At 72.5% G+C, this 17054-nt stretch carries 11 protein-coding genes; 4 read left to right on the plus strand and 7 right to left on the minus strand.

What is annotated here, in order from left to right; all coding sequences use genetic code 11:
* Nucleotides 1–130: 130 nt before the first annotated feature.
* The 5 genes from IE198_RS15100 to IE198_RS15120 form a co-directional block, all read right to left on the minus strand.
* Nucleotides 131–1225: a hypothetical protein gene (locus IE198_RS15100; protein ID WP_189886715.1), complete on the minus strand. Its 1095-nt coding sequence runs from the start codon at nt 1223–1225 to the stop codon at nt 131–133.
* Nucleotides 1226–1341: 116 nt separating this feature from the next.
* Nucleotides 1342–2295, minus strand: a complete 954-nt coding sequence (locus IE198_RS15105) for a hypothetical protein (protein ID WP_189886717.1) — start codon at nt 2293–2295, stop codon at nt 1342–1344.
* Nucleotides 2296–2417: 122 nt separating this feature from the next.
* Nucleotides 2418–3644, minus strand: a complete 1227-nt coding sequence (locus IE198_RS15110) for a VWA domain-containing protein (RefSeq protein WP_189886718.1) — start codon at nt 3642–3644, stop codon at nt 2418–2420.
* Nucleotides 3641–5995: a DUF5682 family protein gene (locus tag IE198_RS15115; protein WP_189886719.1), complete on the minus strand. Its 2355-nt coding sequence runs from the start codon at nt 5993–5995 to the stop codon at nt 3641–3643. The genes IE198_RS15110 and IE198_RS15115 overlap by 4 nt, the downstream gene beginning before the upstream one ends.
* Complete coding sequence (locus tag IE198_RS15120) at nt 5992–7104, minus strand: ATP-binding protein (protein ID WP_189886955.1); 1113 nt, start codon at nt 7102–7104, stop codon at nt 5992–5994. The genes IE198_RS15115 and IE198_RS15120 overlap by 4 nt, the downstream gene beginning before the upstream one ends.
* A 680-nt stretch (nt 7105–7784) precedes the next feature.
* On the opposite strand from IE198_RS15120, the gene IE198_RS15125 reads away from it, so the two are divergent.
* A complete protein-coding gene (locus IE198_RS15125) occupies nt 7785–9167 on the plus strand; it encodes an SWIM zinc finger family protein (RefSeq protein ID WP_189886721.1) in 1383 nt (460 codons plus the stop codon).
* A gap of 25 nt (nt 9168–9192) precedes the next feature.
* Nucleotides 9193–10809, plus strand: a complete 1617-nt coding sequence (locus IE198_RS15130; RefSeq protein WP_189886723.1) for a DUF5691 domain-containing protein — start codon at nt 9193–9195, stop codon at nt 10807–10809.
* A 240-nt stretch (nt 10810–11049) separates the two neighbouring features.
* On the opposite strand, the gene icmB is transcribed toward IE198_RS15130, so the two are convergent.
* Nucleotides 11050–11457 (minus strand): coenzyme B12-dependent isobutyryl CoA mutase small subunit, encoded by a 408-nt coding sequence (gene icmB / locus IE198_RS15135; protein WP_189886725.1) that lies wholly within the window; start codon nt 11455–11457, stop codon nt 11050–11052.
* A gap of 380 nt (nt 11458–11837) precedes the next feature.
* Between icmB and IE198_RS15140 the strand changes: the two genes are divergently transcribed.
* Complete coding sequence (locus tag IE198_RS15140; protein ID WP_189886727.1) at nt 11838–12635, plus strand: esterase/lipase family protein; 798 nt, start codon at nt 11838–11840, stop codon at nt 12633–12635.
* A 236-nt stretch (nt 12636–12871) separates the two neighbouring features.
* Nucleotides 12872–14362: a M23 family metallopeptidase gene (locus IE198_RS15145; protein ID WP_189886729.1), complete on the plus strand. Its 1491-nt coding sequence runs from the start codon at nt 12872–12874 to the stop codon at nt 14360–14362.
* A gap of 170 nt (nt 14363–14532) precedes the next feature.
* Here IE198_RS15145 and pcrA read toward each other — a convergent pair whose 3' ends face one another.
* On the minus strand, nt 14533–16995 hold the full coding sequence (pcrA, locus tag IE198_RS15150; RefSeq protein ID WP_189886731.1) for a DNA helicase PcrA: 2463 nt from the start codon (nt 16993–16995) through the stop codon (nt 14533–14535).
* Nucleotides 16996–17054 lie beyond the last annotated feature (59 nt).

Below are 17054 nucleotides of genomic sequence, written 5' to 3' on the forward strand. Positions count from 1 at the left end.
TGGTGATTACAGTCACAGAGGCCACCCCGGCCGGACGGCCGGTCCAGGGCCGGCGCGGCCTGGGATGCCGAGGCGGCCGGAACGCCCCTCCGGACGACGGGGACGTCCCGGCCGCGTGCTGGTTGCCTGGTCAGGCACCTGGCGGCCTGACGGCGGCGCTGCTCAGATGCCGTACGGCAGGTAAGCTCGGCGTCATGTCGGAGACGACGCCCTGCACACCGCCGGCGGCGTTCCCGGCGAGCGGCACGGCGTCGCCCGTGACGTTCGTCGCAATGTTCTGCGCGAAGGGCTGCACCTCGGAGACCAGTCCCGCGGCGAACGGGTCCACCTGGGCGGCCACGCCGTGGACCAGACCGGTGGCGCTGTGGCCGACGCCCTGGGCGAGCGGGTGGGCGTGGCCGGCCACCGTGTCGACCAGCGGCTGCACCTCGGCGACCACACCGGCCGCGAAGGGCTGCACCTCGCCCAGGGCGCCCGTCGCGAACGGCTGTGCCTCGGACACCACGCCACCGGCAAACGGCTGGACCCGGTCGCCGACCCCGCCGGCGAACGGCTGCACCTCGGCGGCCACGCCATGGGCGAGGACGCCCGCGTCACCGACGGCCTGAGCGGCGACCGGCTGGGCGCCGGCCAGGGCCGTGGCCACGACGGGCGGCAGCACGGCCGCGGAGGTCTCGTCGACGATCGGGCCGGACGCCTCCACCACGCCCTGGGCCCGGGCCTCGGCACCGGCCGGAACCTGGCCGAGCTCGTGCGCGAAGGCGGAGAGCGGACCGAAGAGGTAGTCGATGTCGGCGTCGACGGCCGGGGCGTCCGCGGAAGGCGCGGCCGGGACGTCGACATGCGGGGCGGCCGGGACGCCGACGGAGGGGAGCTGCGCGCCGGGGACGGACGGGACCTCGTAGGAGGGGAGCTCACCCTCGACGTACTGGCGGGCCCGGTCCTGGACGTCGGACGTCACGCCCTGGAGGCCGGCCGAGGACAACCGGCTCTCCGCCTCGACACCGACGACGTCCTCGTCGGCGACCCGGAGGCCGGCAGCGGCGTCCCCGGCATCGGCGCCGAGCGACAGGTCGACCGCGTCGGCCGCGTCGGTGGCCTGGTCCGGGGTGGACAACGGCACGGAGACGGGTGCCTCGTCGGCACTGGCCACGGCGGTCCCGAGGGCCCACATACCGGTGGCCGTGGCGGCGACGGCGATCGAGCGGCGGATGTTCTTGTGCATGCTTGGTGGTTCCTTCGAATTCGTTCGGCGGTCCGGAGCAGCAGAAGGGCTCCGGAGTGGCGGGCAGACCTGCCCACCCCCGCGTGGCAGGTCCTGAGGCGCGGGAATGCCTTGCCCTAGCCGGGGAATTCGAGAACGTCGCGCGGCCTGTCGCGGGTCGGCGGCTCCGCCGCCGGACAGCCGGGGCCCGAGGCGGAAGCGTCCGGAGAAACGTCGGCGAACGTCGCCGCCGGCTGGTCGCCCGGGCGAGGCGCCTGGGTCTCGCTCGACTGCTGCACCGCGCCCTGCTGGTGCTTGCGCGGATCGACGGGCCCAGGTGCGGGCGTGTGCACCGGGGACTTCGCGGACACGAGCCGCGCCGTGCCGAAGCCCCCACCCTGCGCGCCGCAGTCCCGGTCGATGCCGACGAGGGCGGGCTGCCCGGCGTCGGCCGAGGAGCGTGCGCCGCCCACGGCCGGGGCCGTACCGGCGCTGGTGAACGGCGCTCCACCCGGTGCCAGTTGTGCCGCCGGAAGATCGCCGGGGACGACGACACCAGGTGCCGGCAGATGGCCGCCGGGCAGCGGACCGGCGATGATCCCGGCCGGCAAACCGGTCAGCCACCCCATGCCGTCGGTGACCGGACGCGTCACCGCACGGACCGCTTCCGCTGTCCGGGCGGTGCCTGCGGCGGCCGCGGCCTCGACGGCGCTCATGGACTCGTCGGCCGCACGCCGCAGTTCCCGTTCGGCGGGCCGCTCGGCGGAGGTGGCGGAGTCGACCCGCGGGGAAGCACCGTCGGACGGTGCGGACTTAGTGGACCCGGGCGCCGTGGAAGCCGAGGCAGGCGCCTGTGACCCGGTCGACCGGGAGGCCACCGTCGCGTCGGCGCCGCTCTTCTGCCGGGCTTCGGCCCGAACCTCCGCAGTGGAGCCCGCGCCGGACTCGGCCGCGTACGCCGGAGCGCCGAGAAGAAGACCGAGCGTCAGAACCCCGCCGAGAAAGAGCAGGACCCGCAGCATGCGACGCCCGTACACCGCCCGGCGCAGCGCGCGCGGGTCGGCAGCGGGGCGGAGCGCTGCGGAAGTCACGGGGCGGGCCCTCTCTCTTGGTCGGCGTCGGGCCGGATCAAGGCGATGCTCGCACGAGGCTCCCAGGGCGACGCAAGCCCCCTGTCACCGATGTCACCGATGGATCACCCTGTCCTGTCCTGCTACTGATGGGCCGCCATGTCCGGTATGGGGAGCGGCCGTTTTTCGATGGCCGCGGCCATGACGTCCGGGAAGAGATCCGGCGTGCAGGCGAACGCCGGTGCTCCGAGCCCCGCGAGGGCGGCCGCGTGCTCACGGTCGTAGGCCGGGGCGCCCTCGTCGGAGAGCGCCAGCAGAGTGACGAACTGCACTCCGGACGCCTTCATCGCCGCGACCCGTTTCAGCATCTCGTCGCGGATCCCGCCCTCGTAGAGGTCGCTGATCAGCACGACGACGGTGTCGGCGGGGCGGGTGATCTGCGACTGGCAGTACGCCAGCGCCCTGTTGATGTCGGTCCCGCCGCCGAGCTGAGTGCCGAACAGGACGTCCACCGGGTCGTCGAGCTGGTCGGTCAGGTCGACGACCGCCGTGTCGAAGACGACGAGCCGGGTCGCGATGGAGCGCATGGAGGCCAGCACCGCGCCGAACACCGATGCGTACACGACGGACGCGGCCATCGAGCCCGACTGGTCGATGCAGAGCACGACCTCCTTCTTCACCGCCTGGGACGCCCGGCCGTAGCCGATCAGCCGCTCCGGGACGACGGTGTTGAACTCCGGCAGGTAGTTCTTGAGGTTCGCCCGGATCGTGCGGTCCCAGTCGATGTCGCGGTGGCGCGGGCGGTTGATCCTCGCCGAGCGGTCCAGCGCACCGGTCAGCGTCGACCGGGTGCGGGTGGCGAGCTTCTTCTCCAGTTCGTCGACGACCTTGCGCACGACCGCACGGGCCGTCTCCTTCGTCGTCTCCGGCATGGCCTTGTTGAGCGACAGCAAGGTGCCGACGAGGTGCACGTCGGCCTCGACGGCCTCCAGCATCTCCGGCTCCAGCAACAGCGTGGAGAGGCCGAGCCGGTCTATCGCGTCGCGCTGCATCACCTGGACGACCGAGCTGGGGAAGTACGTGCGGATGTCGCCCAGCCAGCGGGCGACGGACGGCGCGGACGCGCCGAGCCCCGCCGACCTGCTGCCGCTGCGGTTCCCGTTGCCGGCACCGGTGCCTGAGCCCTTGCCGTAGAGGGAGGCGAGTGCCCCGTCCATCGCCGCGTCCGTGCCGGTCAGTGCGCAACCCGTGCCGTCCGCGCCGGATTCTCCGCCCAGCACCAGCCGCCACCGCCGCAGCCGCTCGTCGTCGACGCCAGTACTGCTCGCGCCCGTGTGCTTGCTCGCGCTTGCTTCTGTGCTCGCCGTCATCGGGCCACCCCCGCCAGGTCGTTGTCATCGATGCCGAGCAGCAGCTGCAGCACGGGAAGCACCGCGTCCGCGCGCGCGGCGTCGAGGCCGGGGCCGAACCCGGGTGTGCCGGCGTCCGTGCCCGCCGACCCGGCCGCCGCACCCGGCCCTCGCCGGACGAGCTCGCCGAGCGTGCGGCGGACGCCCGGTTCGTACGCGGAGAAGGTACGGCGCAGCAGCGGCAGCACATCGGTGAAGGCCCCCACCGGTACGCCGGTCAGCCAGGAGTCGACGAGGCCGAGCAGGCGCTCGTCGTGGACCAGCAGCAGCCCTCCCCCGGACGCGCCGCCGACGAAGCCTTCGATCCAGGCCGCCGCCTCGGCCGGCTCCGTGCCCGGGGAGAGCGCGAGAGCCATCAGACGCGCGGCTTCGTCCTCCTCGAGCCGCCCCTCGTCCAGCAGCAGCCGGGCCGCGCGCCCGCGGATCACTCCGGGGACGGTGTCGCGGGCGGCGAGTCTGTGCAGGACGGTCCGCCAGCGCTCGCCCGTACCGTCGGCGTCCGGCAGCAGACCGACGGCGGTGTGCACGCCGTCGAGGTGGCCGCGCATCTCGGCCGCCCCGTCCGCGTCGAGTCCGGTGCACGCGGGCGGCAGGCCGACGCAGATCCGCTCGGCGAGTCCTGCGGCGACCTCGCCGAGCGCGGCCGTGTCGGTGCCCCGTACGTCGCCGTACCGCAGCGAGCGGGCCAGCGCGGGCAGTGCCTGCGCGAGGTGGCTCACATCGGCGTCGAGAGCGGCCCGGTCCGCGAGTGCCTTCATCACCACCGGGAGCGCGTCCGGCAGTTCCGCGAGGAGGCACTGCTCGGCGAGCGCCGTCACCTCCGAGAGCGCCGTCGCGGAGACGGCCTGCGTCTCGGCCTTGGCGGTGGCGGCGGCGAGCACCGTAGTGCCCCATACTCCGGCCTCCGCGACCTTCACGGACAGCTCCGGCTCCCAGCGCAGCCGCCAGGTCTCCCGGAACGTGCCGGTGCTCCCCCGCCCGGTGACCGGCTCGCCCCAGCCCACCGCGAGCAGCCGCAGCCGGTGCAACAGCCGGCTCTTGGCCGCGTCGCTCTCCTTGCGCAGGTCGAGTTCCAGCTCGCGCTCGAGCGCCTCCGGCTTGAGCCGCAGGCCGCGCTGCTGCCGGGTCAGGTCCCGCTGGAGCGGTACGGCGGGCGCCGTGTCGGGCACCTCGCCGAGGACGTCCCCCACCACGAGCCGGTCCCGGACGAGGTCGAGCGGTACGTCGGAGCCGTCGCACATCACGGCCCGGACGGCGTCGACCGTCTCGGTCAGCCCCGCGAGCGGGCGGCCTCGCACGGCGGCCAGTGTCCCGGCGAGCCGGACGGCTTCGATGACATGGGCGGAGGACACCATGCGGTCCTCGTCCCGCAGCAGCCTGGCGACCTTGGTCATCCAGCGCTCGACGGGCCGGTCGGGCGCCCCGAAGAGATGCCCGTACCAGCCGGGCGAGTCGATGCCCGCCCCGTACCCGGAGCGGCGGGCCAGCCTGCGGTGTGTCCAGGGAACCCAGGTCATCTCGGTCCGGACCTTGGGGAGCCCTTTGAGGAGGGCCCTGTCGGCGGTGACCGTCGTCCTCGCTTCGAGCGCGGGGACGTGCCAAGCGCCGCAGACGACCGCGACAGCGCTGTCCCCGAACTCCTTCCTGGCCGCGCGGAGTTGCAGCCGCATACAGGCCTCACGGACGAGATCCCGATCGTGGCCGCCGTGGCCGTACGTCTCCCGCAGTGCGGTCATGGCCTCCCCGAGCGCGGCGAACGGGGCGAACGGATCGGCGCCGTCGGACGCCGCGGCGCCCCCGCCCGGCTGGCCGGCGGCTTCGTCGGCCCGGGGCCCCTGACGACCCCGGCCGCCGCGCAGTTCGACGACGTCCTCCCACCACCGCTCCGGATCGTCGTACCCGGCGGTGGACGCGAGCACCGCGATCGGGTCGATGCGCACATCCGGCGCCTCTTTGCCGGAGTCCTCGTCCTCCGTGCGGAATTCGTCGGTCAGCGCGAGCGAATGCGCCGCAGGCAGATCGATGAACCGCACCGCCGCCCCGTTGGCCAGCGCCCACCGGACAGCCACCCACTCGGGGGAGAACTCGGCCAGCGGCCAGAACGCGGCCCTGCCCGGGTCGTCCGTGGCATGGGCGAGCAGGGCGACGGGCGGACGCATCTGCTCGTCGGCGGCCAGCGGCAGCAGGGCATCGCCCTCCGGCGGGCCCTCGATCAGCACGACCGCGGGTGCGGCCGCCTCCAGCGCGGCCCGCACCGCCCGGGCCGAGCCCGGACCGTGGTGACGGACTCCGAGCAGGAGCGGGCCGGTCATGCGCTCACCTCGCGGCAGGCGCGGTAGAAGTCCTTCCAGCCGTCCCGCTCGCGCACCACGGTCTCCAGGTACTCCTGCCAGACGACCCGGTCGGCCGCCGGGTCGCGCACGACCGCACCGAGGATGCCGGCCGCCACGTCGCCCGGCCGCAGCACGCCGTCGCCGAAGTGCGCGGCCAGCGCCAGGCCGCCTGTGACGACGGAGATCGCCTCGGCCGTCGACAGGGTGCCGGACGGGGACTTGATCTTTGTGCGACCGTCGCTGGACACACCGTCGCGCAGCTCGCGGAAGACCGTGACGACGCGGCGGATCTCGTCCAGGCCTTCCGGCGCGGCCGGCAGGTCCAGCGAGCGTCCTAGCTGGTCGACGCGCCGCGCCACGATGTCGACCTCTGCTTCCGCCGTCTCGGGCAGCGGCAGGACGACGGTGTTGAACCGGCGGCGCAGGGCGCTGGAGAGGTCGTTGACGCCGCGGTCGCGGTCGTTGGCCGTGGCGATGAGGTTGAAGCCGCGGACGGCCTGCACCTCCTGCCCCAGCTCGGGGACGGGGAGCGTCTTCTCGGACAGGATCGTGATGAGCGTGTCCTGCACGTCGGCCGGGATGCGGGTCAACTCCTCGACCCGCGCGGTCATCCCCTCGGACATGGCGCGCATGACGGGACTGGGCACCAGTGCGTCGCGGCTGGGGCCGTGGGCCAGCAGCTGGGCGTAGTTCCAGCCGTAGCGGATGGCCTCCTCGGGAGTGCCGGCGGTGCCCTGCACGAGGAGGGTGGAGTCGCCGCTGACGGCTGCCGCCAGATGCTCCGACACCCATGTCTTCGCGGTGCCGGGCACGCCGAGCAACAGAAGAGCGCGGTCGGTGGCGAGCGTGGTGACGGCGACCTCGACGATCCGGCGGGGTCCCACGTACTTCGGCGTGATCACCGTGCCGTCGGCGAGTGTGCCGCCGAGCAGATAGGTGGCGACGGCCCATGGCGACAGCCGCCAGTTCACCGGGCGAGGCCTGTCGTCGAGCGCGGCCAGCGCCCTCAGTTCGTCGGCGAACGCGTCCTCCGCGTGCGGCCTCAGCGCTTCCGTTCCGGTCCTCGCGACGGTTTCCGACACGGTCATGGATCCCCCCTGCAGATCGTTCGACCCGATGTGGGAACCACCGTGCACCATGCCACTGACAGTCGCCCCGTCGCGACGACATGACCGCAGGTCAGTAACGGGAAGAGGGGTGTGCGGGAGGAGTCGGCCGCCGACCGGGGACTCCGCCACGCAGCCACCCGAGGGCACCAGCGCCTTGCCGTTCTCCTCGGCGAGCACCTTGCCCTTGTGCGTGATCCTGCACATGATCCCGGCGCCGGCGGGGTCGGCGACCGGCATCACGGCCGCGGGCATGATGCCGCGGAGCGTGACCGTCTTCTTCCACGGCAGGGTGGGCCTGTCCACCGTCTCGATCTTCGGGTTCGGCGCATCGCCCCCACCGCCGTGGAACTGGATCGAGTCGGCGCTCCTGCCGGTGACCTGGTATGTCACCTCGTGCGTTTCGTCGACCTCCTTGTCTACCTGCTCGACCGCCTCGTTGGAGCACGCGGCGAGGGCGAAGGCCAGGACGGCGGCGAGGCCGGCGGCCGTGACGGCGCGGAGCGCCGTGCGGGTGGAGCGCTGCATGGTGTATCCCCCCGGACTTCCATGGTGCTGATGAGCCCGACCGTAGGAAGGCGAATCGGGCGCCAACAGCATCCGGACACCGGCGAATTCGCAGGTCGCGACGATTGTCAGTGGTCGGCCGTAGCGTCGTTCCCATGCTTCTGACAAACGGGGAAACGGCGTCGGGCGCCCTGGCTCAGGGGCCCCGCTGGGCCACGGAGCAGGTGCTGTCACTGGCTCCTGACGACGCATCGCGCAAGGCGGGAAGCAAGCTGGGCGCTGCGGGGCCCTGGTCGACCGCGGGCTGCGACGCGTCCGGGGCCGTGTGGGGCCTGTGCAAGGGCAGCGGCAGCAGGCCCTACCAGACCGTCGTGGACACCACCGGCCCCGCGTACAAGTGCAGTTGCCCGAGCCGGAAGTTCCCGTGCAAGCACGCCCTGGGCCTGCTGTTGCTCTGGGCCTCCGACGAGCGGAGCGTGCGGGCGGGCGACGCCGTGCCGGACTGGGCGGAGGAGTGGCTGTCCGGTCGCAGAGCGCGCGCCGCGGGCCAGGACCGGGCGGCCGCCGGCTCGGGCACGTCCGCGAGGAGCGCCGATCCGGAAGCCGCCGGGCGGCGGGCCGAGCGCCGTGCCGAGCGGATCACCGCGGGCGCCACCGAGCTGGAACAGCGGCTCGCCGATTTACTGCGCGGCGGCCTCGCGGCGGCAGAGCAGTCGGGGTACGGCCTGTGGGAGGAGACCGCCGCCCGCATGGTCGACGCCCAGGCGCCCGGACTGGCCGCACGTGTCAGGGAACTGGGGGCCATTCCCGGCTCAGGGCCGGGTTGGCCGGTGCGGCTGCTGGAGGAGTGCTCCCTGATCCATCTGCTGGACTCCGCCTGGCTGGGGCGCGAGCGGCTGCCGGAGCCTCTGGCCGCCACGGTCCGCACCAGGGTCGGGCTCTCCTCGTCCGCCGACGGCTCGGCCGTCCGCGACCGGTGGCTGGTGCTCGCCCAGTACGACTCCTCCGACAGCAAGCTCACCACACGTCGTATCTGGCTGTACGGACGGGAGTCACAACGAGCCGCACTGCTGCTGTCCTTCGGCGCGGCGGGCCGCCCGCCCCGGCTTGCCCTCCCCGTGGGGCTGATGCTCGACGCCGAGGTCACCGCGCACACCGGCAGCGGGCCGAGGGCCGAACTGGGCGAGCAGTTCACCCCGCCGGTCGCCATCGACGCACCGCCGCCCGGCGGGCCGTGCGCCTCGGCGGCCGACACGTACGGGCAGGCCCTGCGCGCCGACCCGTGGCTGGACTCCTGGCCGGTCACCCTCAGCGGCGTCATACCCGTGCGGGACGGCGAGGGATGGCAGCTGGTCGACGCCGACGGCGGCGACGCGCTGTCTGTCGCGCCCGCCGTGCTCGCCCGCCCCGGCCTGTGGAAGCTCGTGGCGCTCGCCGGAGGCCGGCCGGTCACCGTCTTCGGCGAGTTCGGCCACCGGGGCTTCGTGCCGCTGACGGTGTGGCCCGCGGACATGTCCGAGACGGTCCCGCTGATCTGAACGCCAGGAACGTTAGGGAGGCCTCATGACCCGCACCGCCAGTACGTCACCGTGGGAAGACCTCGTCACCTCGGCGCTGCTCGGCACCGATCGCCGTACGCCGCCGTCCGGGCCGACGCCCGCGGGCAAGGACGCTCCCGTCGCCCTGCTCGACGCTGCCGCGCTGCACACCGTGCGGCGCCGGGCGGGCCTGCGCCCCGCGACGCGGGCCGGCGGGTCGCCGCCGGAGCCGGCGCCGCACGACGCCCGCCGTGCCCTGCCGGAGCCCGCACGGCGGCGCCTCGTGCAGCTGCTGGCCGACCGTGCCGGGCCCGCCGGCTCCGGCGGCAGGCGCGGCACCACCCCGGACCTGACCGAGCTGCTCCCCCAATGGCTCGCCGCCGCCAACGAACACGGCTACCGGGCGCCGGCGTCCGTCCTCCCCGGACTGCTGGACGCCGCCCGGGCCCGCACGGACCTTCGCCCGCAGGCGTTGGAGTTCGCGGGGCCGCGCGGGCTGTGGCTCGCCCGGCTCAACCCGGAGTGGAAGTACGCGCTGCGCGGCGGGTCCACGGGCTCCGCTCTGCCCGCCGTGGACGACGCGGAAGCCGTGCGGAAGCTCTGGGAGGAAGGCCTGTTCGCGGAACGGGTCGCGCTGCTCACCGCCCTGCGGGCCCATGACGCCGGTGCCGCACTGGCACTGCTCGGCACGACCTGGTCCACGGAGCGGGCGGAGGACCGGCTGATGTTCCTCGATTCCCTGCGGGCCGGGTTGTCCGACGCGGACGAGCCGTTCCTCGAGCAGGCGCTGTCCGACCGCAGCCGCAACGTCCGGGCCACGGCGGCGGAACTCCTCTCCGCGCTGCCCCGCTCCGCGCTCGCCGGCCGCATGGCCGCGCGTGCCGCGTCCTGCGTCGCGATCGACCGCAGCGGTGACGCCGCGGCGGCGATCGTCGTGGAGGCGCCCCACGAGTGTGATGCGGACATGCAGCGCGACGGCATCGTTCCCGCTCCGCCGTCTGGACGCGGTGAGCGGTCCTGGTGGCTCGGACAGTTGGTGGAGGCAGCCCCGCTGTCCGTCTGGCCGGGCAGGCTGGGTGGGCGCTCTGCCCGCGAGATCGTGGCGCTGCCCGTGTCCGACGACTGGGCGGAGGAACTGCATGCGGCGTGGTGCCGGGCTGCGGCACGGCAGCGCGACGCCGACTGGTCCCGCGCCCTGCTCGGCACACCCGCCACGCCGCCGTCGACCGGTCCCGGGACGACGTCACCGGCCGAGCGGTCGAAGCTTCTCGCCGCCCTGCCGGACGACGAACGTGCCTCCTGGGTGGCCGAGTTCATCGCCGCGCACGGCCTGTCGGAAGCGTTCCAGCTGCTCGGCGTGTGCGCGGTGCCGTGGGCCGAACCGCTGGGCCGTGCGGTCGTCGACGCTCTGGAGATCGCCCGGGACGCGGGTAGCTACCCGTGGAGCTTCAGCGGCGTGATGGGTCTGGCGGAGCGCTGTCTGTCCCCCGAGGAGGCCGGCCGCCTCGAGGTTCTCACCGCGACGCCGGACGATCAGGAGGACGCCTCACCGGGCGCGGGAAGCTACTGGTCGGAGGCGTTCCAGCGGCTCGTCTCCACGCTGCGGCTGCGCGCGACGATGCATGCGGAACTCACGGCGTAGGACGCACCGGGCCGTGTTTCTTCTGGCCGGCACGGTGTGGGGCTCTTGACCGGCGGACCGCTCCGGGGCTCGCACGGGTCTCGTGCGGCTGAGGGGCTCCTCGGTCGTACGACGGCGGGGTGAGCCTTCGGCTGCGGGCGGTGCCCTCCAAAGGCCCGGCCCACACGTCGGGCCGGGCGCCCGGCCCGACGCAACCGGGCCCGCAGGCAGACTTGGCCCGGTCCGCCGCCCGCCCAAGGGCTACGCCGCCACGCGCACGTTCGCGTTGACCCAGTCCACGATCGACGCTGTCGTCGCACCGGGCGTGAAGATCTCCGCAACGCCCTGCTCCTTCAGCGGCGCGATGTCCGCCTCCGGGATGATCCCGCCGCCGAAGACCTTGATGTCCTCCGCGTCCCGCTCCTTCAGGAGTTCGATGACCTTCGCGAAAAGCGTGTTGTGCGCACCGGAGAGGATCGAGAGTCCGATCGCGTCGGCGTCCTCCTGGATCGCCGTGTCGACGATCTGCTCGGGCGTCTGGTGGAGCCCGGTGTAGATGACCTCCATACCGGCATCGCGCAGCGCCCGCGCGATCACTTTGGCGCCGCGGTCGTGGCCGTCGAGACCCGGCTTGGCCACCACCACGCGGATCGGACCAGTCACACCCATCACTGCCTCCTGGGTCCCCGCGGTCGTACCGAGGCGCGGGGAAGTGAACGAACGTTATCTCCAGCATCCCGCAAGCGGCCGTTTCGCGGGCCGCCGGGAGGGGGAAATCACACGTGGGACATTTTCGCTGAGCGTCGTACCCGCTTCAGGCATCGCGCACGCCCCCCGCGCGGCCCCCGCAGGCACGGTCGCACGGGGAGCCGCCGCAGGTCCACCACAGGTCGCCGTACCACCGCGCCGACAGCCGCACGGCACGGTGGTACGGCGACGCCGACGGCGCGGGACATGGTGCACATGACCACGCCGGCCTCGATCACGCGCGCTTCCCATGAGGGCACGCGGGGCAGAGCCGCCCCCGCCGTGCCGTACGGGAGGTCGTCGTGAGGATCCCGCGTCTGCCCGCCGCGCTTCTGCGGGCCACCGCACTCGAGCTGCTGATCCTCGCCGGACACCTGCTCCTCTACCCCACCGGCCTCACACCGGAGCGCCGCATCCGCACCCGCCCCGCGCCCACCCTGCCGAGGACTCCGGCCGCCGTGCCGACGGTGCTGCTGCACGGCTTCGCAGACAACCGCTCCGTGTTCGTGCTGCTGCGCCGCGCCCTCACACGGCACGGTCCCCACCATGTCGAGTGCCTCAACTACTCACCCCTCACCTGTGACATCCGCGCCGCCGCGGATCTGCTCGGCCGCCATGTGGAGGAGATCTGCGCGCGCACCGGCCACCACGAGGTCGACATCGTCGGTCACAGCCTCGGCGGCCTGATCGCGCGCTACTACGTCCAGCGCCTCGACGGGGACCGGCGCGTGCGCACACTCGTCACGCTCGGTACCCCGCACTCGGGCACCACCGTCGCGCCGCTCGCGAGCGCACACCCGATCGTGCGGCAGATGCGGCCGGGCTCGCCGGTGATCGAGGAGTTGCGGCTGCCCGCGCCCGGCTGCCGCACCCGGTTCGTCAGCTTCTGGAGCGATCTCGACCGGATCATGGCGCCGGTCGAGACGGCCCGGGTAGACCATCCCGACCTTCTCACCCAGAACGTGCAGGTGAGCGGAATCGGTCATCTCGCACTGCCGGTTCACCCCGCGGTCGCCGACAGCATCCGCGAGGTCCTCGAGTCGGGCGCCTCGGACGCGGTCCGCTCCCTCGCCTCTTCCGCCTCCGCATCCGTCGCCTGAGGTGACCCCCATCGACGCCGGCCGATCGAACACTTCTCGAACGTAGGGCCAAGGCTCCGCCCTTGGACCGCCGAAACGCAACCGAATGCCCGTTTCCTGATTGCGTAGATCCCACCGAAGATTGTCGCCGTCGCGTACCGCCGGGTACAGTCGCGCCACTGCTTCCCCCCGGGACCCCCCGCGCAACAGGCGGCCCGCGGAAAACAGGTCCTGCTGCCGAGGCGAGAGAGAAGTTGGTGAACGACCAGCACGCCCACGCCGGGTACGTCGGCTACGCCACCGGCAGCTTCGACTCCGACCCGCTCTTCGGTGCCCTTCCGGGCAGTTACGAAGCGGGCCACAGCGGCCAATACGACTCGTCCCAGTGGGACACGGGCGCCGCCCCGACCGTCGGCTACGACGCCTACGGCACGGCGCAGCAGGCCCAACAGCCGCAGCACGACCAGGGTTTCGAGCAGCAGCAGTACGTGCAGTACGACACCACCGGCCAGTGGGACGCGAGCGCCTGGAACGAGGCGGGCGGAACCGGCCAGTACGAGACGGCCGCGGCGGCCTTCACCTACGACGCGACCGGCCAATGGGCGCCCGGCGCCTTCGAGACGGGCAGCTACGACGCCACCGCGTGGAACTCCGCGACGGCCACGCCGGACGGCCTGGTCCCGCAACAGTTCGTCCCTGAAGAGGGGTTCGCCCAGCCCGCCGAGTACGAGCCGCACCAGACATACGGCACGTACGAGACAAACGACGCGTACGACAGTGGTGCGTACGAGACCGCCCACTCCTTCGAGACGGAGTCCGAGGCGCAGTCGCCGGCAGACCTCGAAGCTGATTACGCGACGGAGTATGAGCCGTCGCCCGAGGCCGAACCCCAAGCCGCCGAAGCCGAGCCCGAGTCGGACCACGACGCGCTGACCCGGACGATGGCCGCCGTGCCGGTCGTGCCGGCCGCGCCCGTCACCCCCCGCGCGGTCCGCCGTGCCGGCGGCAGCCGAGGACGCCGCCGTACGCCGGCCAAGCGCTCCGCGCTCCTCACGGTCGCCGTGCCGTCCGCCTGTGTGATGGGCGTGGCAGGTGTCGCCGCCGCCTCCGTGAGCGGCCTCGGCGGCGAGACGCAGGACGACAAGAGCAGCGTGGCGGCACCCGACCCCGGCTCCGTGAAGCCGGCCGCCGCCAACAACGCCATGGACACCCAGCTCGCCGCGCTCAGCGCCGACGCCCGTGACTTCGGCGACCGCGCCTCCCGCACCCAGGAACGCATCGACCTCAAGGCGCGCCAGGCGGCGGAGAAGAAGAAGCGCGAGGAGGAGGCGGCACGCCGCGAGGCACTGCGCCCCAAGTTCATGCTGCCGGTGAAGCTGCACCAGCTCAGCGCCTACTACGGGCAGTCCGGCGTCAACTGGATGTCCCTCCACACCGGTATCGACTTCCCCGTCCAGTACGGCACTCCGGTCATGGCCGCGACGGACGGCACCGTCCGCACGCAGTGGAACGGCGCCTACGGCAACATGGCCATCGTGACGGCGGCGGACGGCACGGAGACCTGGTACTGCCACCTGAGCAGCACCAAGATCCGCAGCGGTTCGGTCAAGGCCGGCGATGTCATTGCCTATTCGGGCAACTCGGGCAACTCCACAGGGCCTCACCTGCACTTCGAGGTCAGGCCCGGCGGCGGCGCGGCCATAGACCCGCTGCCGTGGCTGCGCAGCCACGGCATCGACCCCACCTAGGCCCGGCGCGTAGCCCCAGCCACGGCATCCACCCCACCCCGGCCCGGCGCGTCGCCGCAGTCATGGAAGGGCCGGATGACGACGCAGAGCCGCACGCGAATACTGCTGAGCCACCGACGAGAGGCCGGCCCCCGCGGGGGCCGGCCTCTCGTGGTCAGAGCTTCTCGTGGTCAGAGCTTCTCGACCGGCGCGTACCGCAGCAGCAGCCGCTTCGGCTTCTCGTCCCCGAAGTCGATCGTCGCCTGCGCCTCCGATCCCGAGCCCTTCACCTCGAGCACGGTCCCGAGGCCGAACTGGTCGTGTGTGACCCGGTCGCCGACCGACAGCGAGATCACCGGCTTGTCGTTCGTACGCCGAGTGGCGAAGCCCGAAGCGCCGCCGCGTGAACGCGAGGAGGAGAGCGACGACGCGATGCCGGACGTCGGTCCGGCGGGCGCTGCCATCGGGCCCGTCCGCTTCCACGTCAGATGCCGGTCGGGGATCTCCTCGAGGAACCGCGAGGGCGGGTTGTACGAGGGCTGGCCCCAGGCGCTGCGCATCGACGAACGGGTCAGATAGAGCCGTTCCCGGGCGCGGGTGATGCCGACGTACGCCAGACGCCGCTCCTCCTCGAGCTCCTTGGTCTGACCCAGCGCCCGCATGTGCGGGAAGACGCCGTCCTCCATGCCGGTCAGGAACACGACGGGGAACTCGAGGCCCTTGGCGGTGTGCAGGGTCATCAGGGTGATGACGCCGGTGCCCTCTTCGTCCTCGTCCGGGATCTGGTCGGAGTCGGCGACCAGCGCGACCTGCTCCAGGAACTGGGCGAGCGTCCCCGCGCCCTCCTCCCCCCGTTCCTGCTCGAACTCGAGCGCCACGGACGCCAGTTCCTGGAGGTTCTCGATACGTGTCTCGTCCTGCGGGTCCGTGGACGCCTGCAGCTCCGCGAGATAGCCGGTCCGCTCCAGCACGGCCTCCAGCACGACGGCGGGGCCCGCGCCCGAGTCCACGATGGTGCGCAGCTCCTCCATCAGCACGTTGAACCGCTTGACCGCGTTGGCCGAGCGGGCCGCCATGCCGTACGCCTCGTCGACCCGCTTGAGGGCCTGCGGGAAGGTGATCTTCTCGCGGAGCGCGAGCGCGTCGATCATCGCCTCCGCACGCTCGCCGATCCCGCGCTTCGGTACGTTCAGGATGCGGCGCAGCGGGACGTTGTCCTCGGGATTGGCGAGGACGCGCAGATAGGCCAGCACATCGCGGACCTCCTTGCGCTCGTAGAAGCGCACACCGCCGACGACCTTGTAGGGCAGGCCGACGCGGATGAAGATCTCCTCGAAGACACGCGACTGGGCGTTCGTACGGTAGAAGACGGCGACGTCGCCGGCCTTCGCCTCGCCCTGGTCGGTGAGCAGGTCGATCTCGTCGGCGACGAACTGGGCCTCGTCGTGCTCGGTGTCCGCCACATAGCCGGTGATCTGCGCGCCTTCGCCGGCGTTCGTCCACAGGTTCTTGGGGCGGCGGGACTCGTTGCGCTCGATGACGGCGTTGGCGGCGGACAGGATCGTCTGGGTGGAGCGGTAGTTCTGCTCCAGGAGGATCGTGGTCGCGTCCGGGTAGTCCTCCTCGAACTGGAGGATGTTGCGGATGGTCGCGCCGCGGAAGGCGTAGATCGACTGGTCGGCGTCACCGACGACGCACAGCTCGGCAGGGTCCAGGTCCTCGTAACCGGTGCCCACCAGTTCTCGCACGAGCGTGTACTGAGCGTGGTTGGTGTCCTGGTACTCGTCCACGAGAACGTGCCGGAAACGGCGCCGGTAGTGCTCGGCGACGTCCGGGAAGGCCTGGAGCAGATGGACCGTCGTCATGATGATGTCGTCGAAGTCCAGGGCGTTGGCCTCGCGCAGCCGCGCCTGGTACATCCGGTACGCCTCTGCCAGCGTCCTCTCGAACCCTCCCCCAGAGCCTCCGGCCTGGGAGGTGCCGCCAAGCGCCTGGTCGGCGAAGGTCTCCTCGTCGATCAGCTCGTTCTTCAGGTTCGAGATCTTGGCGCTGAAGGACTTCGGCGGGAACTTCTTCGGGTCGAGGTCCAGGTCACGGCAGACCAGCGACATGAGCCGCTTCGAGTCGGCCGCGTCGTAGATCGAGAACGAAGAGGTGAAGCCCAGCTTCTTGGACTCGCGGCGCAGGATGCGCACGCACGCGCTGTGGAAGGTCATGACCCACATGGCGTTGGCACGCGGGCCCACCAGCTGCTCGACGCGCTCCTTCATCTCGCCGGCGGCCTTGTTGGTGAAGGTGATCGCCAGTATCTGGCCGGGGTGGACACGGCGCGTCCCCAGCAGATGCGCGATGCGGTGCGTGAGCACCCGGGTCTTGCCGGAGCCCGCGCCGGCCACGATGAGCAGGGGTGACCCTGTGTGCACGACGGCGGCACGCTGCTGTTCGTTCAGCCCCTCGAGCAGCACGGCGGGGTCCACGACGGGGCGCGGCGCACCGTCGCGGTAGTACCCGTCGCGGGCCGGAGGCACGTCGAAAGCGCCCTGGAAGAGGTCGTCCGGAATCTGCTCCGGAGCCGACTCCTCGGGCGGCGGCGGGTGCTCGTCCGCTTGGGGCTGGAGGTCCGCCAGGAAGCTGTCGTCAAAGAGGCTGCTCATCGCCTAACGAGTCTAGGCGGCCGGACCGACAATCCGTGACCGCTCGGGGAACCCAGAGG

It is taken from the genome of Streptomyces xantholiticus (genome assembly GCF_014651015.1).
Classification (GTDB): Bacteria; Actinomycetota; Actinomycetes; order Streptomycetales; family Streptomycetaceae; genus Streptomyces; species Streptomyces xantholiticus.